Origin of the sequence: Pinirhizobacter sp. (assembly GCF_035317885.1) — a bacterium.
In the GTDB taxonomy this organism is placed as follows: Bacteria; Pseudomonadota; Gammaproteobacteria; order Xanthomonadales; family Rhodanobacteraceae; genus Pinirhizobacter.
The window spans coordinates 1-17,230 of the sequence record NZ_DATHFX010000165.1; the positions used below are offsets into that span (position 1 = coordinate 1).

16 protein-coding genes are annotated in these 17,230 nt (G+C 65.5%); 2 read left to right on the top strand and 14 right to left on the bottom strand.

Annotated features, from left to right (window positions below):
* Window positions 1-370: HAD family hydrolase (locus tag VK519_RS05010; RefSeq protein ID WP_524538979.1), on the top strand; the 370-nt coding region annotated here is incomplete at its 5' end.
* Here the strand turns inward: VK519_RS05010 and VK519_RS05015 are convergent.
* Window positions 367-1,836 carry a GGDEF domain-containing protein gene (locus tag VK519_RS05015; protein WP_324348035.1) on the bottom strand — a complete coding sequence of 490 codons (1,470 nt, stop codon included), beginning with the start codon at window positions 1,834-1,836 and terminating at the stop codon, window positions 367-369. The genes VK519_RS05010 and VK519_RS05015 overlap by 4 nt on opposite strands.
* A 101-nt stretch (window positions 1,837-1,937) precedes the next feature.
* Window positions 1,938-2,366: a putative toxin-antitoxin system toxin component, PIN family gene (locus tag VK519_RS05020; protein WP_324348036.1), complete on the bottom strand. Its 429-nt coding sequence runs from the start codon at window positions 2,364-2,366 to the stop codon at window positions 1,938-1,940.
* Window positions 2,367-2,450: 84 nt separating this feature from the next.
* Between VK519_RS05020 and msrB the strand changes: the two genes are divergently transcribed.
* Window positions 2,451-3,053 (top strand): peptide-methionine (R)-S-oxide reductase MsrB, encoded by a 603-nt coding sequence (gene msrB, locus VK519_RS05025; RefSeq protein ID WP_324348037.1) that lies wholly within the window; start codon window positions 2,451-2,453, stop codon window positions 3,051-3,053.
* Between the two features lie 337 nt (window positions 3,054-3,390).
* On the opposite strand, the gene VK519_RS05030 is transcribed toward msrB, so the two are convergent.
* The 12 genes from VK519_RS05030 to VK519_RS05085 form a co-directional block, all read right to left on the bottom strand.
* Complete coding sequence (locus VK519_RS05030) at window positions 3,391-5,727, bottom strand: carboxy terminal-processing peptidase (RefSeq protein WP_324348038.1); 2,337 nt, start codon at window positions 5,725-5,727, stop codon at window positions 3,391-3,393.
* 30 nt (window positions 5,728-5,757) lie between these two features.
* Complete coding sequence (gene lipA, locus VK519_RS05035; RefSeq protein ID WP_324348039.1) at window positions 5,758-6,756, bottom strand: lipoyl synthase; 999 nt, start codon at window positions 6,754-6,756, stop codon at window positions 5,758-5,760.
* A gap of 16 nt (window positions 6,757-6,772) precedes the next feature.
* Window positions 6,773-7,441: a lipoyl(octanoyl) transferase LipB gene (lipB, locus tag VK519_RS05040; RefSeq protein WP_324348040.1), complete on the bottom strand. Its 669-nt coding sequence runs from the start codon at window positions 7,439-7,441 to the stop codon at window positions 6,773-6,775.
* Window positions 7,442-7,509: 68 nt separating this feature from the next.
* Window positions 7,510-7,794, bottom strand: a complete 285-nt coding sequence (locus VK519_RS05045; protein ID WP_324348041.1) for a DUF493 family protein — start codon at window positions 7,792-7,794, stop codon at window positions 7,510-7,512.
* A 14-nt stretch (window positions 7,795-7,808) separates the two neighbouring features.
* Entirely contained in the window at window positions 7,809-9,023 is a 1,215-nt protein-coding gene (locus VK519_RS05050) for a D-alanyl-D-alanine carboxypeptidase family protein (protein ID WP_324348042.1), read from the bottom strand.
* Window positions 9,024-9,081: 58 nt separating this feature from the next.
* Window positions 9,082-10,230: a septal ring lytic transglycosylase RlpA family protein gene (locus VK519_RS05055; protein WP_324348043.1), complete on the bottom strand. Its 1,149-nt coding sequence runs from the start codon at window positions 10,228-10,230 to the stop codon at window positions 9,082-9,084.
* Window positions 10,231-10,259: 29 nt separating this feature from the next.
* Window positions 10,260-11,252: a lytic murein transglycosylase B gene (gene mltB, locus VK519_RS05060; protein WP_414692699.1), complete on the bottom strand. Its 993-nt coding sequence runs from the start codon at window positions 11,250-11,252 to the stop codon at window positions 10,260-10,262.
* A gap of 81 nt (window positions 11,253-11,333) precedes the next feature.
* The gene (rodA, locus tag VK519_RS05065; protein ID WP_324348044.1) at window positions 11,334-12,449 is read right to left on the bottom strand and encodes a rod shape-determining protein RodA; all 1,116 of its coding nucleotides are present in this window, start codon (window positions 12,447-12,449) and stop codon (window positions 11,334-11,336) included.
* Window positions 12,446-14,428, bottom strand: a complete 1,983-nt coding sequence (mrdA, locus tag VK519_RS05070; protein WP_324348045.1) for a penicillin-binding protein 2 — start codon at window positions 14,426-14,428, stop codon at window positions 12,446-12,448. Before mrdA ends, rodA begins: the two co-directional genes overlap by 4 nt.
* The gene (mreD, locus tag VK519_RS05075; RefSeq protein ID WP_324348046.1) at window positions 14,425-14,916 is read right to left on the bottom strand and encodes a rod shape-determining protein MreD; all 492 of its coding nucleotides are present in this window, start codon (window positions 14,914-14,916) and stop codon (window positions 14,425-14,427) included. The genes mrdA and mreD overlap by 4 nt, the downstream gene beginning before the upstream one ends.
* On the bottom strand, window positions 14,913-15,905 hold the full coding sequence (mreC, locus tag VK519_RS05080; RefSeq protein ID WP_324348047.1) for a rod shape-determining protein MreC: 993 nt from the start codon (window positions 15,903-15,905) through the stop codon (window positions 14,913-14,915). The genes mreD and mreC overlap by 4 nt, the downstream gene beginning before the upstream one ends.
* Window positions 15,906-16,005: 100 nt before the next feature.
* A complete protein-coding gene (locus VK519_RS05085; RefSeq protein ID WP_250624899.1) occupies window positions 16,006-17,052 on the bottom strand; it encodes a rod shape-determining protein in 1,047 nt (348 codons plus the stop codon).
* Window positions 17,053-17,230 lie beyond the last annotated feature (178 nt).

Genomic DNA, 17,230 nt, shown 5'->3' on the forward strand with positions numbered 1-17,230 from the left:
CGTCGTCCTGATCACCAAGGGCGACCTCTTCCACCAGGAACACAAGGTCGCCCGCTCGAAACTCGCCGACCTCTTCCACCGCATCGAGATCGTCTCGGAGAAGGACGACCGCGCCTACGCGCGCGTGCTGGGCGAGTTCAACATCCAGCCGGGACGATTCGCCATGGTGGGCAATTCCCTGCGCTCGGATATCGCGCCGGTGGTGGCGCTCGGCGGCTGGGGCGTATACATGCCCTACCACGTCACCTGGGCCCACGAGACGGGCGCGTCCATCGATGATGCCGGCCGCATGGTGGAAGTGGCCGACGCCACGGGCATTCCCGGCGCCGTCCGTATGCTTGAAGAACGCGCCCGGATGCAGGCAGGCTAGGCGGCGCTGGCCACCGCGTTGCGGCCGCTGGCCTTGGCGCGATACAGGGCGGTATCCGCCGCCTGCAGCAGGCTCAGCGGGCCCGCCTCCGGTGATTCCACGCCCACGGCCACGCCGATGCTTACCGTGACGAGTCCATAAGGGCTGCCATCGTTCGGGATGCGCATCGATTGCACGCTTTCGCGCAATGCATGTGCCAGTTGGTGCGCCCCGACAAGCGTCGTGGCCGGTGCGACGAGTGCGAACTCCTCGCCGCCGTAGCGAGCCAGGAAGTCTTCGCCCCGGCCGACGCGACTGGCCAGCGCCGATGCAACCCGGCGCAGGCATTCGTCGCCTTCCACGTGCCCGTAGCGGTCGTTGAACTGCTTGAAGAAGTCGATATCGATCATCAGCAAGGCGACCGGTTCGTTGCGTTCAACCGTGCGGTGCCACTCGGTGAGCAAGGTGGCGTCCAGGGCGCGGCGGTTGGCCAGCTCCGTCAGTCCGTCACGATAAGCCAGGCCCTCCAGCGTGGCCTGGCGTGCCGTCAGGCGAGATTCCACTTCCACCAGGCTCACCTGGGTCAGCGTGCTGCGCAAGCCGATCCCCAATACCGCGGCGGCGCAGGCGGCCACGCCCAGCGTCGGGTGATGGCTCATCACCATCAACCCCAAGGCAAGCACGCCCAGGGCCATGAACACGGGACTGCCGCTTTGCACGAAGCGCACGAGGAACACCGGCGGGCGCCAGCGAACACGACCTTGGCCATCCCCGCGCCGCGCCGCCAGCAACCATGCCGCGAAGGGAATGTCGAGCAGGATGTCCCACGCCGATCCGAAGTCGGGGTAGTCGCCCAGCGCCACGAAATGGTTGTAGTACCCCACGATGAGCGTGTACGTCACGAAGAATATCGAAGCGGCGCGATAGAACGCCGCGTCACGCTGCCGTTCGGAGGCGAGCAAACGTACGATGGCAATCACGGCCAGGAAGACATTCTCAATGTCCAGCATGGCGGCGATGGCCTCCGCTTCCGGCCTCCCCGCCGCGCCTTCCATCGTCACCAGCGCAAACACCCGCGCATAGAACAGGGCCGCCAGCATGCAGGCCAGCACCAGGTCGATCCCCATGGCCCATCGCTTGCGCGCCGCCACCGGCGATGACGAAAGCGTCACCAGCGCCGGCACCGCGTAGATGATGTAGAAGAACATGCTGTCGCCGGGCGCGGGATTGGCGTTGTCCAGCACGTAGTTTTGCCGGGCCGACAACGCCACGCCGCAAAGCCACAACACCATGGTCAGGGCCATCGCCAGCCAACGCGGATCCAGCCGCCGGCCCGATACCAGGCCACGATGCAGCGCCGCACCCGCCGCGGCGACGCCGAAGGCTCCGAAAAAGAAGTACGACAGCGCCATGCCGATCTCCGGCGCCACGCGCACGGAAACGGCGTGCAGCACCAGCACGGCAAAGACGATCAGGTAGTCCCGCATTCGCCCTCCTCGCGCGCGCTGCGTTACGACTATGGTTCGCTAGCCATACAAGATTGGTGCCAAAGACTTTTCCCTTCGATTTGACCCGGTCGAAAGCCCGTCTAGGGTGCCCATGCTTCCGGCAACACGATGGCGAACCACGGGCAGCGCGAAGCCAGGCGCAGCAACTCGTTGTCCTTGGTTACCAGCGCGCCCGCACCCGCTGCCAGAGCCACTTCCAGGAACATCTGGTCGTCCGGATCGCGGCAGCGAGGCAGCGCCGCATCGGGCTTTTCCTGAAGATCCGGGAACGACAGATGGCGGTCGTAGGCTGCCATGGCCTCCTGACGCGCTGCGTCGGTGATCGGCAGATCCGGGTAAGTAAGTACCCGCAGCCACTCGGCGTGGCAATCGGCCCGGGACACCGCCTGCACGCGGCCTTCAGCCAGCGCCTGGGCCAGGGCCTGACAGCGCGGATCGTGGAAAAAGAACAGATCCAGGCAGACGTTGGTGTCCAGCACCACGCGTGGCGGGAGTGTTTGAGCGCTCATGGCAGCAGGCTGAACGAAGCCACCGGGCTACGCAATGGCTTCACTGGTCAGGCGGTCTCCTTGTCAGCAAACCGGAGAACACCCATGCCATCCCCCACCCGCCGCCGCTTCCTCGGCGCCACTGCCGCCCTCGCCGCCGTAGGCATCCTGCCCGCCGGCCGCCTGCTGGCCGACGCCCTGGCGCCCGTCCAGGGGCCGTCAGGCGCGCCCGCGAGCAAGGCCGCCAATGTCACCCTGGACTGCTTCGGCCCGGACAAGAAACCCCTCGGCACCTGCGTCGAGTCGAAAGTGGTGATGACCGACGAAGCATGGAAAGCAAAGCTCTCGCCTCTCTCCTGGGAAGTCACACGCCACGAAGGCACCGAGCGCGCCTACACCGGCCCCGGCTGGGACCGCCACGACAACGGCCTGTACCGCTGCATCTGCTGCGACACAGCACTGTTCGATTCAGCCACCAAGTTCGACTCAGGCACCGGCTGGCCCAGCTTCTGGCAGCCCATATCCAAACGCAACGTCGTACAAAGCAGCGACACCAGCCTCTTCGAAGAACGCACCGCCGTATCCTGCGCACGCTGCGATGCGCACCTGGGCCACGTCTTCGACGACGGCCCGCGCCCCACGGGTCTGCGCTACTGCATGAACGCCGTGGCGATGAGGTTCGTGGCGGTTGGTGCCGCTGCGGGTTAGTGGATCGGATTCGCCCTCGCATCGGGTCGACCGCAGCATTCGGTAAGCGGGTGGGGCGGGCGCCTCCGCCGAGCACAGTCGGGCGGACAAGGCCGCACAGCGGTGCCGGCCATGGATGGCCGGCATTTTTCGCTGAGGCAGGATGCCGATTCGAAAAACCCCGCCCGACTGTGCGGTCCTGACGGGGCGAAGCCATAAGACACGAGCCGCGCAGCGGCTCTCCTTTCCCGTCAGGACGGCGAAGCCAGTCGCGGTGAGGGCGGCCGGCGGAGGCGCCCGCCCCACGCGATGGCGCAGCCGAGCCCCATCGCGAAGGCAAAGCCGAGCCGTCTACACCTCAGTGCGGGTTCTGCGCAGTAGGCGTAGGCGGCACCGGAGCGTCGGTGTTCATGCCCTTGCCGGCGTACGGGAGCACGGTGGCGGCAAGGCGCGTGTCGGCTTTGATCAGTTGGACTTCGTCGGCGACGATGTGGGCGGTTTCGTCCAGCTGCGGGTCTTTGGCTTTCTTGGCGTCTTTTTCGGCCTGCAGTTCGCTCTTCAGGCTGCGCTCGTTGGCTTGCAGGCCATCGTCGCCGGTGTCGGCCGGATCGTCGTCGTCGCTGCCCTTGCCGGTGGCGACGTCACCTGGCTTACCGGTGCCGCCGTCGATCGCCTTGTGGCGCGCGCGGAAGTCTGCCTGCATGGCGTCCATCTGCTTGCGTTCCACTTCGCGCTGGGCGTAGTTGAGCGACACTTCCGTCTTGTCGCGCGCCTTGCGGTATGCGGCAAGCTCATCGAGCATCAGCTTCCAGGCCGGCGACTTGGCCGTACGTGCGTCGTGCCTGGTCTGCAGCGGTGCCACCAGGGGCTTCAGGTCGGCCACGGCCTTGTAGTTGGCCGGCGCGATCTGCGTCCAGGGCAGCGCGTTGTCGTAGGTCGACTCACCGAAATCCTTCGCATCGCCGTTCTGCGGGAACTGGATCTCAGGCGTGACGCCGCGCATCTGCGTGCTGCCGCCGTTGATGCGGAAGAACTGGGCGATGGTCATCTTCAGCTCGCCGTACTTGGCCGACTCCGATGCCTGGCCGAAGCGATCCAGATCCACCAGGTTCTGCACGGTGCCCTTGCCGAACGTGGGTTCGCCGATGATCAGGCCGCGGCCGTAGTCCTGGATCGCGGCGGCGAAGATCTCCGACGCCGAGGCCGAGCCACGGTTCACCAGCACCGCAAGCGGGCCGTCCCAGCTCATGCCGACCTGGTCGTCGCCCTGCACTTCCACCTGCCCACGTGCATCGCGCACCTGGACCACCGGGCCCTGGTCGATGAAGAGGCCGGTGAGTTCGTTGGCCTCGGACAGCGAACCGCCGCCGTTGTTGCGCAGGTCCACCACCACGGCCTCGACCTTCTCGGCCTTCAGCTCACCCAGGAGCTTGGCGACGTCGCGGGTGGCGCTCTTGAAATTGTTGTCGCCTTCGCGGCGGGCGCCGAAGTCCTGGTAGAAGGTGGGGAGATCGATCACGCCGACCTTGTGGTCGACGTCGCCGTCCTTCCACTCCACGATCTTCTTCTTCGCCGCCTGTTCTTCCATGGTCACTTTCTTGCGCACCAGCGTGATCTGCTTGTGCTTGCCATCCATGCCCACATCGGCGGGCAGGATCTCCAGCCGCACGGTGGTGTCCTTCTTGCCGCGGATCAGCTTCACCACATCGTCTTGGCGCCAGCCCACCACATCCACCATCGGGCCGGTGGTGCCCTGGCCGATGGCAACGATGCGGTCGCCCACCGAGACCTGGCCGGACTTCGCCGCCGGGCCGGCCGGGACGAGTTCGCGGATCATGGTGTAGTCGTCGCGACCCTGCAGCACCGCGCCGATGCCCTCGAGCGAGAGCTTCATGGCGATGTCGAAATTCTCCGCGGCGCGAGGACCGAGGTAATCGGTATGCGGGTCGGTGGATTCGGCGTAGGCCGTCATGAAGGTCTGGAAGGCGTCTTCCTGGTCGAGCTGGCGTACGCGGTCGATGTAGTTCGCATAGCGCTTGTCGAGCGTCTTGCGGATCTCATCGTCGCTCTTGCCGGCGAGCTTCAGGCGCATCCAGTCGTTCATGGTGCGCCGGCGCCACAGGTCGTCGAGTTCGGCCTGGTCCTTGGGCCAGGCGGCCTTCTTGCGGTCGTAGTTGTAGGTTTCGCTGCCGTTGAAGTCGAAACCCTTCTTCAGCAGCCCGCGCGCGTAGTTCATGCGGTCGAGCGCGCGCGTGAGGTACAGGTTGAACACGCTGAAGGGTGCGGACAGATCCTGGTTCCAGACGGCATCGTCGAACTGCGTTTTCAGCGGTTCGAACTTGGTCATGTCCTCCTGGGTGAAGAACACCTTTTCACTGTCCAGGGCATCGAAGTAGGCCTTGTAGATCTTCGCCGACATCGCGTCGTCGAGCGGCTGGGCCTGGTAATGGAAACGCGTCAGGAAGCGCGCCGACAACTGGGCGGCCTGGGCTTCGGTGGGATTCCACTTCAGCGGAAGCTCGGAAACCTTGCGCTTGGCCACCGGCGAGGTGGCGGCCTCGGAGGCGTCCTGTTGCTGATTCGCGGCGGGCGCCTGGGCGGCTGGCGCACTGGCCTTCGCCGGGGCGGCGGCCTGGGCATGGAGGCCGGCAGCGGACAGGGCCAGCAGCAGGGCGAACGCGGGACGGAGTGTCATATCAGTGGCTTCGCCTGGAGTTGCGTGTGTTTATTCGACGACACCGGCGGCGTGCGCCTGCAGGTCGGCATGGTAGGAAGAACGCACCAGTGGTCCGGACGCGACATGGTCGAAACCCATCGCCTCACCGGCCTCGCGCAGTGCTTCGAATTCGTCCGGCGTCCAGTAACGGACCACCGGATGGTGGTGCGCCGTTGGCTGCAGGTACTGGCCTATGGTGATCATGTTGACGTCATGGGCGCGTAGATCGCGCATGGTCTGGAGCACCTGCTCGTGGGTTTCACCCAGGCCCAGCATGATGCCGGACTTGGTGGGCACATCCGGGTGTTGTCCCTTGAACTGCTTGAGCAGGTCCAGCGACCACTGGTAGTCGGCGCCCGGTCGTACCTCGCGGTAGAGGTGGGGCACGGTTTCCAGGTTGTGGTTGAACACGTCCGGCGGGTAGTCCTTGAGCACTTCCAGCGCGCGCTCCATGCGCCCCTTGCCACGGAAATCCGGGGTGAGGATCTCGATGCGGATGTCGGGGCTGGCATGGCGTGTGGCGCGAATGCAGGCCGCGAAATGCGAGGCGCCGCCGTCGCGCAGGTCGTCGCGATCGACCGAGGTGATCACCACGTAGCGCAGGCGCATGTCGGCGATGGTCTGGGCCAGGCGCGCCGGCTCCATCGGATCGGGCGGCTGCGGGCGGCCATGGGCGACGTCGCAGAACGAGCAACGGCGGGTGCAGACCTCGCCGAGGATCATGAAGGTGGCCGTGCCCTTGGAGAAACACTCATGGATGTTCGGGCAGGAAGCTTCCTCGCACACGGTAACGAGTGAGTTTTCGCGCAGGCGCGCCTTCAGCTGCTGCACGGCGTTGCCCTGCGGCAGGCGCACGCGGATCCAGCTGGGCTTGCGCAAGGTGGGAACGGCGGTATCGAAACCCGCGCGATTGAGCGCGATCTTGTCGTTACCGAGCATTTTCTCGCCGGGCTTGTCGACAACCGCGATGGGAATGGACTTCAAGGGGGACGTGGACACTTGGCTCATGGCTGCTCTTGGGCTTTCAGACCGCGACGCGGGCCGGGAGTTCGGGGAGGTGGGGATCGGCTTGCACGGGGTGGAAATCGAACTGCCGGCAGAATTCCTCCACCAGGGTATTTTCCACTTCCGCGAGGGACGACGGTCCGCCCAAGTCTAGCACTTGCGTGACCTCCAAGCCCTTGTAGCCGCAGGGGTTGATGCGGTGGTACGGGGAAAGATCCATGTTCACGTTGAAGGCCAGGCCATGGAAGCTGCAGCCCCGGCGCACGCGCAGGCCCAGCGCGGCCACCTTGGCCCCGGCTACGTAGACCCCCGGGGCGCCCTCCACCCGTTCGGCCACGATGTTCCAGTGGCCCATGGTGTCGATGATGGCCTGCTCGATACGGTTCACCAGTTCCCGCACGCCGAGGCCTGAGCGGCGCAGGTCCACCATCGGGTAGGCCACGATCTGGCCCGGCCCGTGGTAGGTGACCTGGCCGCCGCGGTCCACCGGAACCACCGGAATATCACCCGGGGCAAGCACGTGCTCCATCTTGCCGGCCTGGCCAAGGGTAAATACCGGATCGTGCTCAAGAAGCCAGAGTTCGTCCGGAGTGTCCTCGGTCCGGTTGTCGGTGAAGGCGCTCATCGCCTTCCAGCTGGCCTCGTACGGGACGCGGCCGAGCCGGCGGATGTTCAGCGGAAGGGACATGTCAGGCCGGAATCAAATGCAATGCCGGCAATCTGCGGGTTCGGGGCCGCATTCGCAAGCCCCGTGGACTAGAGAGTGAAGCGGATTTCGTCGTGGCCCCGCAGCGCCGTATGCGCCTTGTCGTAGTCCTCGCGGGTCTGGCACAGGAAGCGGATGGTGACCGAGGTATACGTCCCGCCGCTTGACTGGCGCGAGGAAACGGTTTCATGCAGCACTTCGAGCCCGATGCCCTGGAGCAACTCGGGCACCAGGGTTTCCAGGTGGGCAGCGGCGTTGCCCATCGCAGTGATCTCGAACTCGCCGGGGAACTGGAAGCCCTGTCCCTCGGCCGGCTGGATGTCGTGAGTCTGCATCGCCTGCCCTCCGCTTATTTCTTGTCGCTATGGAACCACAACATGATGGTGTCCCAAAGCCGCGAGAAGAACCCGCCTTCCGGCGCATCTTCCAGGGCTACCAGCGGGGTGCTGGACACCGGCTGGCCGTCGAGCGTGATGCGCAGCGTGCCCACCTGCTGGCCTTTCTTGAACGGGGCGATCAGGGTGGCGGGGATGTCCATGTCAGCCTTGAGCTTGTCGTAGTCGCCGCGCTTGACGGTGACCAGCACATCGGCCTCGACGCCCAGCGGGATGGTGTTCTCAGCGCCCTTCCAGAGCTTCGGGGTAGCCAACGCCTTGGCGTGGTCGTACAGCTTGTGCGACTCGTAGAAGCGGAATCCGTAGTTCATCAGCGCCAGCGCAGCGTCGGCGCGGCCTTTCTCGCTGCCGGCGCCCATGACGATGGCGATCATGCGCGAGTCGCCCACTTTCGACGACGCGGCCAGGCAGTAACCGGCAGCCGCGGTATGGCCGGTCTTGATGCCATCGACGTTGTTGTCGCGCCACAGCAACAGGTTGCGGTTGTGCTGCTTGATGCCGTTCCACTCGAATTCCTTGACTGCGGAAATCGCGTAGTCCTCGGGGAAGTCGTGGATAAGCGCGCGGGACAGGATGGCGATGTCGCGGGCGGTGGTGTAGTGGTTGGCGATCGGGTAGCCCGATGCGTTCTGGAACTGCGAATGCGTCATGCCGATCTGCTTGGCGTACGCGTTCATCAGGTTGGCAAACGCCGTTTCCGAACCTGCCGTGTGCTCGGCCAGGGCGATGGCGGCATCGTTACCCGACTGGATGATCATCCCGTAGAGCAGGTCTTTCAGGTTCACCTGGCTGTTGAGCTTCAGGAAGCTGGTGGAGCCGTCGGTGCCCGCGCCGCCGCCGCGCCAGGCGTTCTCGCTGATGTTGACCTGGTCGTTCATGTGGATCTTGCCGTTGGCAATCTCCGCCGACACCACGTAGTCAGTCATCACCTTGGTGATCGAGGCGGGCTCGACCTGCAGGTCGGGATCCTTCGAGGCGAGGATCTGCCCGCTGTTGTAGTCCATCAGCACCCAGCTCTTGCCGTCCACTTCCGGCGGCGGCGGCACCGGCGCCTCGGGTACCACCGGCCGCGGCACGGGCGCCGGCCGCGGCGGTGCGGTCTGGGCGGCAGCGGCGGCGACGATCAGGGTGGCCACGAGGGCAAGCAGCGAACGGGGTGCAAATTTCATCGTTAAGTTAAGTCCGGTAAGGTCTTCAAAGTGGTGCCATGGCCGCAAGGCCAAGCGCTCAGTCTACCGCGACCGAGGGCCGGGGCAGGCCCAGGCCTGCGATCTGGTCGGTCACGCGGTCGGCGGTGTCGACGTCCGCCAGCGGCCCAACGCGCACGCGTCGCACACTGCGGCCATTGATATCGGCCTGGATGATGCTCACGGGCCCCAGGCCCGCTTTGTCCAGCTGGTCGGCCACGCGCGAGGCATTGGCAAGATCGGAGAAAGCACCCACCTGCAGGTAGATTTTCGGTTTGTGGTTGACGGTTGGGACCGCGGGCGGCGCCGAGGGTTCCGGCGGCAAGGCCGAAGCGATGCTGGCCGAGGCAATATCGCCCGTCGACGGGGCGGTGACCGGGCGCATTGGTGGCGGAACGATGGCAGCACTGGCGGCACGCGCCGGGGCGGCCAGTGGAGGCTGGAAGGCCACGCGACTTGCTCCCACGGGGTCAGAGTTTTTACTCTGACCCCCAACAACCTGACCCCCAACGACCCGGGCGGGCGGCGGCGTCGAAGACGCGACCCCCGACGACACCAGCGTGCCGGGGGCATCCGGGTGGTCCGGATCGATCGCGCGAACTTCGACCAACCCCGTGCCCTTGGGCCAGACACCGATCTTCACGGCGGCGGCATAGGAAAGATCGATGATGCGGTTCTCGTGGAACGGGCCGCGGTCGTTGACCCGCACGACCACCGACTTGCCGTTCTCCAGGTTGGTCACCCGGGCATAGCTCGGTAGCGGCAGTGTCTTGTGGGCCGCGGTGAACTGGTACATGTCGTAGTCCTCGAAGTTCGAGGTCTTGTACCCGTGGAATTTCGAACCATAGAACGAGGCAATGCCACGCTCGTCGTAGCCGCTGGCATTGGGCAGAACCGTGTAGGACTTGCCCAGCACGCTGTACGGACTCTTGTTGCCGTACGGCGAGCGCGGTTCATTGCGCGGGGTGGGCTCCTTAAGCTTGCTGACATCGAGGTTGTCGTTGGGAACGCTATCGTTGTCCACCCCGTAGCGGGAACCCTGCGGACGGCTGGTATCGTCGTTGACCGAACCCCGGCGTCCCGGCACACCGCCAACGTTGCCACGCGATGTCGATCCCTTCGAAGGCTTCGTCTTCGAACCGCCGCAGGCGGCCAGCAGCGCCACCAGGCCTGCGACCAGGCACAGCATGAGCAGCCGGCGGGTTCGGCGCGCGACACTCATTGCAGGACGGTGGACCCACGCACCTGCGTGGCGATGGCCTGCGCCAGTTGGTTCACCGCCATGGCGTAAAGCGGGCTGCGGTTGTATTTGGTGATCACCAGGAAGTTATTGAAAGTAAACCAGTATTCATCGCCCGTGGGGCCATCCAGGCGCACCACGGTCGCCTCGCGACCCGGGTCGGTATGCTGCAAAGGCGCAAAGCCCCAGGCCATGAATTGCTCCAGGCTCCAGCGCGGCACGAAATCGTTGATCTCGGGAAGTTCCGGCGAGTTGTCCGGTTGCGCGCGCAGGGCTACCGGGCCGCCAGCCTCCCAGCCGTGCTTGGCGAAATAGTTGGCCACGCTGGCAAGGATATCGGGCAGGGAATTGCGCATGTCGATATGCCCGTTGCCATCGGCATCCACGCCCCAGTCGCGGATCGACGAGGGCATGAACTGGCCCCAGCCCTGGGCCCCGGCGTAGGAACCCACCAGGGTATCGATGGGGCCGGCAAGGTGGTTGTCCGGCAGCATCAACAGCGCCTTGAGCTGCTCGCGGAAGAAAGGCGCCCGCTTGGGGTAGTAGAACGCCAGCGTGACCAGCGCGTCGATCACCTTGTACCTGCCGAGCACCTTGCCGTAGCTCGTTTCAACGCCAACGATGGCCACGATGATTTCCGGCGCCACGCCATACTTGCTCGCGGTGTCGTCCACCAATGCCCGGTTGGCGCGATAGAACGCCACGCCCTCGCCAATGCGCTTGTCGGTCATGAAGATCGGACGGTAATCGCGCCAGGGCTTGGCCTCGGCCGGCCGGTTCATCGCATCGATGATGCTTTGCTGCATCTTCGCCTTGTCCAGGATGGCGGTCAGTGCCTTGGGGCTCTTGCCGGTGGCCTTGGCCACCTCGCGCACCAGTGCCGCTTCGCCGGGATGGGTTTCAGCGCGGGCGACGCCGGACGGCAACGCGCACGCTGCCAGGCAGAAACACAACATCAGCGACTTGAACATATCTTCCTTAGGGTAACCATTCCGGCGCGTCATTGCCGCTGCATGATTGCAGGTGGACACGCATGCCGTCACCCCCGGCGGCTAGCTATGTGTTTTCTGGTTGGCGTGGATCGACATCAATACGCCGAAGCCGGTGAGCAACGACACCGCCGAGGTGCCGCCGTAGCTCACCAGCGGCATCGGCACGCCCACCACGGGCAGCATGCCGGCCACCATGCCGCCGTTGACGAATACATAGACGAAGAAGCTCATGGCAATCGCGCCGGCGAGCAGCCGCGAGTATGTATCGCGCGCGTTCATGGCAATCCACAGGCAGCGGCCGATGATGAACGCATACAGCAGGACGATGCCGATCACCCCGACCAGGCCGAACTCCTCGGAGAACACGGCGAAGATGAAGTCGGTGGTGTGCTCTGGCAGGAATTCCAGCCTTGACTGCGTGCCTTGCTGCCAGCCCTTGCCAAACACCCCGCCCGAACCCACCGCGATCTGCGACTGGATGATGTGCCAGCCGTTGCCCAGCGGATCGGATTCAGGGTCCAGCAATGTACGCACGCGATTGCGCTGGTATTCGTGCAGGAAATGCCAGGCTACCGGGATCACCGCGCCGAGGGCGCCCACCAGCACGCCGATGCGCCACCAGGCCATGCCGGACAGGAACAGGGCGAAGGCACCGGCAGCCACCACCAGCAGCGCCGTGCCCAGGTCCGGCTGCTCGGCGATCAGGGCGGCCGGAACGGCAATCAGGATGCCGACCACCACGATGTCCTTCCACGAAGGCGGCAGCTGCCGTGGATGCAGGTACCAGGCCACCATCATCGGCATGGTCAGCTTCAACAATTCCGACGGCTGGAAGCGCATCACGCCCAGGTCGAGCCAGCGATAGGCGCCCCTGCCCTCGCCCAGCACCGCCACCACCATCAGCAGGCACGTACTTCCCACGTAAAGCCAGGGCGTCCACGAGCGCAGCACCGGCGGCGGGATGCGAGAAATCAGAAGGATCAGCACGCCGCCCAGCACGAAGCGCGCGGCTTGCCCGATCACCAGGCCCGTGTTGCCGCCGCCGGCGCTGTAGAGCGTGGCCAGCCCCACGACGCCCAGCACGATAAGCGCGCCGATCAGCGGAAGATCCACGCGCGGCCGGCGCAACACCCGCCGCGCGAAGCGCTGCATGCGGATGGCGAAGGTGTCGATCATGGTGTGTCCTCGGTGCTGGCGGCATCCGCCGGAGCCAGCTCGCTGGGATCCGCCGGCTCCTGCGTCGGCGGCGGCACGGCCGGCGCCGGCGGCGGCAGCGCGCTGGATGCGGGAGGCGCGGGGCGCTCGCCGCCCTCATCGACCACCCACTGGTCCAGTAGCTTGCGCGCGATGGGGCCGGAATCCTTCGCGCCCCATGCGCCGGCTTCCAGGATCACCGCCACGGCGATCTTCGGATCTTCCGCCGGCGTGAAAGCGATGAACAGGGCTCGATGCCGCGTGGCGAGGTACGCCGTGCTCTTGCGGGTGTCGTAGGCGTTGGTGGTACGGGAGAAACGCTCGGCCGTACCCGATTTGCCGGCAATCACATAGGGGAAACCAATCCCCAGGCCCTTGCCTGTGCCCACGCCGTTGATCACCGCCGTCATGCCCTGGTTGATCACGTCCCAGTTGGCCGGTTTGGTGATGATCGACGGACCACTGGGACTCCACGGCACCTCCACCGGCCGGGCATCCACGCCATCCTGCGTTCGCAGCAACAAATGTGGCGTGTAGGGAATGCCCTTGCCGGCGACGGTGGCCGTGGCATGTGCCAGCTGCAGTGCGGTGACGGCCCAATAACCCTGGCCGATGCCCGAGATGATGGTTTCGCCCGGGTACCAGCCAGCCTTGCTACGTGCGGCCTTCCATTCGCGCGAGGGCAGCACGCCCGGCACTTCGCCAACCAGATCGATACCGGTCTTTTCGCCGAAGCTGAACTTGCGCAGGAACGTCGAGAACCGGTCGATACCCAGGTCCAGCGCCAGCCGGTAGAAGTAGGTATTGGTCGACAGCTCGATGGCACGCACCATGTTCACGGTGCCATCGCCGCCCTGCTTGTCGTCGCGGTAGCAGCGCGACTGCCCCGGGATACAGAACTCGCCCGTGGACAACACCGTGTCGCCCGGGCGCCTGACGCCATATTCCAGGCCAGCCAGGGCAATGAAAGGTTTCACCGTGGAACCGGGCGGATACACGCCGCGCAGCGCGCGGTTGTACAGCGGCTTGTCTTCCGAGGTCATCAACGAGCGGTAATCCTGGCCGCTGATCCCGTTGACGAAGAGGTTCGGGTCGAAGCTGGGCACGCTGACGAAGGCCAGCACCTGGCCATTGCGCGGATCGATCGCCACGGCCGCGCCCAGGCGGCCGTTGAAGGCATCTTCGGCCGCCTTTTGCAAGCGTACGTCGATGGAAAGGTAGAGGTTCTTGCCCGGCGTGGGCGCGTGGGTTTCCAGCACCTGCTGCACGCGGCCATCGGCGTTCACTTCCACCAGCTCATAGCCTGGCGTGCCGTGGAGCAGGTCTTCGTAGTTGCGTTCGATGCCGATCCGGCCCACGTGGGTGGTGCCCTTGTAGCGCGTGGGATCGAGCCTGGCCACGTCGTCGGCATCGATCCGGCTGACGTAACCCACCACGTGCGCCATGAGCGGACCCAGCGGATAACGCCGGGTGAGGTAAGGCACGATTTCCACGCCAGGGAACCGCCACTGGTTGATGGCGAAGCGGGCGATCTCGTCCTCGGTCATCTTCAATTTCAACGGTACGCCGTCGAAGCGGCGGCTTTGCTTGACCTGTTTGCGGAAGGTCTCGATGTCGTCGTCGCTCAAGGGCACCACCGAGCCGATGGTGGCGAGCATCTTGTCCATGTCCGGCACCTGGTCGGGCGTGGCCTCCAGGCGGAACGCCGGAACATTGTCGGCGAGCAACACGCCGTTGCGGTCGTAGATCAGGCCGCGCGCCGGCGGGATGGCCCGGGGCTTGATGGAGTTCTGCTGCGAGCGCAGGGCAAATTCATCGTGGCGCTGCACCTGCAGCACCACATAGCGCCCGACCAGGGCGACAAGGCCGATCAGGATCAGGAAAAAACCGACGAAGGCGCGCCGGCGGAAGAGGTCGGCCTCGCCGCGGCTTTCCTTGAATGCGGTGCGTCCGAGTTTCATGCCTCGTGGATGCGCAGGCGCGCACGCAGGTCGTCGAGGATCAGGAACACGAAGGGCCAGAACGCCGCGCCGACGAAAGGCGACAGCCAATAGGCCGCCGGCGGCATCGGTTCACCGCCCAGTACGCGCACCAGGAACAACAGCACGCGGTCGTTCATCAGCAGGCCCAGCACGGCCAGGGTCTGTTGCCACATCGGGAAGAAGCGCAACCGCGAGCGGAAGCGCAACGCGATGAATACCAGTGCCGTCAGCCGCAGGGCTTGCTCGCCCAGCAGCACGCCGTCGAAGACGTCGGCCCCCACGCCCACGCAGAAGGCCAGGCCCAGGGTGACCCGGTCGGATGACTCCAGCGACCAGTACAGCAGGAACAGCGCCGGCCAATAGGGCTTGAGCGGCTGGATCGGTGCCGGCAACGGGATCAGCATCAACAGTAGCGACACCAGCAGGGTGCCGGCAAACCAGAGGCCGCGGATGCGCGCGCGACTCATTGCGCACCCCCGCTGGTGATCGCCCGGGCGGGCGCAGCCGTGCGGGCTGGCGTATGGGTGGTGGCCGGGGTAGCCGGGGCGTCGACGGGACCTTCCAGGGCAGCGGGCGGCCCGGCCACGGAGGCCGCCGGCGGCGGCCCCACGGGTTCGGCAAGGTCGTGCAACAGCAACACATCATCGCTTCTTGCGATGTCGGCGGCAGGTTTGGCCCTGGCCGCCAGGAACATGCCCGATTCGGTCTGTCCCGACTCGGTGATCTCGCCCACGGGGAAACCCGGCGGGAACCGGCCGCCCAGGCCGGAAGTGACCAGCTTGTCGCCCACGCGGACATCGGCCGATACGGGGATATTCGGCAAGGTGAGTGAATCCCCGCCCTGCGAGCCATAGGCCACCGTGCGCAGACCGGTGCGTTCGATGGTCACGGGCACAGCATGGTTGGGATCGGTAATCAACATGGCCGTGGACGTGGTAGGCATCACTTCGATCACCTGCCCCATCACGCCGCGGGCGTCGATCACCACCTGGCCCACCGAAACCCCATCGCGCGCGCCCAGGTTCAGCGTGGCCCGGTGGCGGTAGGCACCGAGGTCGACGTCGATCAAGCGTGCCAGCTGCACCGTAATTCCCAAGCTGTGCTGCGTGTCGAGCAATTCCTTCAGGCGCTCGTTCTGTTCGGCGACCGAAGACATGCGGTTGAGCTTGGCATTGGCCAGCAGCAGGTTCTCGCGCAAACGCTGGTTGGCCTCGGTCAGCAATTTGCGGTCGGCGAAGGCCACGGACGCAGCACGGAACGCATCGGACGGCAGCGAAGCCAGCCGGTAAACCGGCTCGATGATCGCCGAACCACCGTAACGCAGCCGGCTCATCCAGCCATTACGGTGGTCAAGCACCATCAGCACGCAGGCCAGCGCCATATACACGATCAGGCGCAGCGTGCCCGCGACGGAGGGCGAGAATAGCGGGGACGAGCCGTCGCGGTTTAGGGCCATGGAGCGTGCTGGATCTTCAGGTAGGGGCGGGCGGGCCCGCGAAACTTCGGCCTCGAGGGTGCAAGCCTTACGCGCAAGCTCCTACAACGGGAAGGGTTTTTTACTCCGGGGCGAAGAAATCGCTGCCGTGCTGGTCGATCAGCTCCAGGGCCTTGCCGCCACCACGGGCGACGCAGGTGAGGGGCTCGTCCGCCACTTGCACGTGCAGGCCGGTCTCTTCCGATATCAGGCGGTCCAGGTCGCGCAGCAGGGCGCCGCCGCCGGTCAGCACGATGCCGCGCTCGGCAACGTCCGAGCACAGTTCCGGCGGGGTTTGCTCCAGGGCGCTCTTCACCGCGGCAACGATGCCCGACAGCGGCTCGTGCAGCGCCTCGAGCACCTCGTTGGAGTTGATCGTGAACATGCGCGGCACGCCTTCGGCGAGGTTGCGTCCGGAGATCTCGATTTCACGGACTTCGCTCTGCGGGAAGGCGCAGCCGATCTCAAGCTTGATGCGCTCGGCGGTGGATTCGCCGATCAGCGTGCCGTGGTTGCGGCGTACGTAGTTGATGATGGCCTCGTCGAAACGATCGCCGCCCACGCGCACGGACTGCGAATAAACGATGCCATTCAAGGAGATGACAGCCACTTCCGAGGTCCCGCCGCCGATATCCAGCACCATCGAGCCACGCGCCTCATGCACCGGGATACCGGCGCCGATGGCGGCAGCCATGGGTTCTTCGATCAGGAAGACATCGCGCGCTCCGGCACCTTCGGCCGATTCCTTGATCGCGCGGCGCTCCACCTGGGTAGAACCGCAAGGTACGCAAACCAGCACACGGGGGCTGGGGCGCAGCAGGCGCGAGCGGTGCACCTGCTTGATGAAGTGCTGGAGCATGGCCTCGGTCATGGTGAAGTCGGCAATCACGCCATCCTTCATCGGGCGCACCGTGGCGATATTGCCCGGGGTGCGGCCCAGCATGCGCTTGGCATCGGTACCCACCGCGGCGATCGTGCGCGGGCCGCCGGGACCGCGGTCCTGGCGGATGGCAACCACCGAGGGTTCGTTCAGCACGATACCCTGGCCGCGCACATAAATGAGCGTATTGGCCGTACCCAGGTCGATGGAAATATCGTTGGAAAAGATGCCGCGAAACTTCTTGAACATGAGACCTGGGGCTGCCCGGGGGGTGAGAAAGTCAACGCGTCATGGTAGTGACGCCCCCCCGCCCACGCAAGGGCGCTTTCGTTAAGAAAGCCTTGTCGAACCGAAGGATGCGCGCGATTCCTGCCAAGGCACGTCGCCGGGCCCGGATACCGGCGGATCGTCACGGGACCTGTCTTTT

What these genes read in the sequence shown, in the direction of transcription:
- mreD (WP_324348046.1), bottom strand. Translation starts at nt 14,916, where the DNA reads ATGAGTCGCGCGCGCATCCGCGGCCTCTGGTTTGCCGGCACCCTGCTG.
- msrB (WP_324348037.1), top strand. Translation starts at nt 2,451, where the DNA reads ATGCCATCCCCCACCCGCCGCCGCTTCCTCGGCGCCACTGCCGCCCTC.
- VK519_RS05045 (WP_324348041.1), bottom strand. Translation starts at nt 7,794, where the DNA reads ATGCAGACTCACGACATCCAGCCGGCCGAGGGACAGGGCTTCCAGTTC.
- rodA (WP_324348044.1), bottom strand. Translation starts at nt 12,449, where the DNA reads ATGATCGACACCTTCGCCATCCGCATGCAGCGCTTCGCGCGGCGGGTG.
- VK519_RS05055 (WP_324348043.1), bottom strand. Translation starts at nt 10,230, where the DNA reads ATGCTGTGCCTGGTCGCAGGCCTGGTGGCGCTGCTGGCCGCCTGCGGC.
- lipA (WP_324348039.1), bottom strand. Translation starts at nt 6,756, where the DNA reads ATGAGCCAAGTGTCCACGTCCCCCTTGAAGTCCATTCCCATCGCGGTT.
- VK519_RS05030 (WP_324348038.1), bottom strand. Translation starts at nt 5,727, where the DNA reads ATGACACTCCGTCCCGCGTTCGCCCTGCTGCTGGCCCTGTCCGCTGCC.
- VK519_RS05015 (WP_324348035.1), bottom strand. Translation starts at nt 1,836, where the DNA reads ATGCGGGACTACCTGATCGTCTTTGCCGTGCTGGTGCTGCACGCCGTT.
- mrdA (WP_324348045.1), bottom strand. Translation starts at nt 14,428, where the DNA reads ATGAAACTCGGACGCACCGCATTCAAGGAAAGCCGCGGCGAGGCCGAC.
- VK519_RS05050 (WP_324348042.1), bottom strand. Translation starts at nt 9,023, where the DNA reads ATGAAATTTGCACCCCGTTCGCTGCTTGCCCTCGTGGCCACCCTGATC.
- mltB (WP_414692699.1), bottom strand. Translation starts at nt 11,252, where the DNA reads ATGTTCAAGTCGCTGATGTTGTGTTTCTGCCTGGCAGCGTGCGCGTTG.
- VK519_RS05020 (WP_324348036.1), bottom strand. Translation starts at nt 2,366, where the DNA reads ATGAGCGCTCAAACACTCCCGCCACGCGTGGTGCTGGACACCAACGTC.
- VK519_RS05085 (WP_250624899.1), bottom strand. Translation starts at nt 17,052, where the DNA reads ATGTTCAAGAAGTTTCGCGGCATCTTTTCCAACGATATTTCCATCGAC.
- mreC (WP_324348047.1), bottom strand. Translation starts at nt 15,905, where the DNA reads ATGGCCCTAAACCGCGACGGCTCGTCCCCGCTATTCTCGCCCTCCGTC.
- lipB (WP_324348040.1), bottom strand. Translation starts at nt 7,441, where the DNA reads ATGTCCCTTCCGCTGAACATCCGCCGGCTCGGCCGCGTCCCGTACGAG.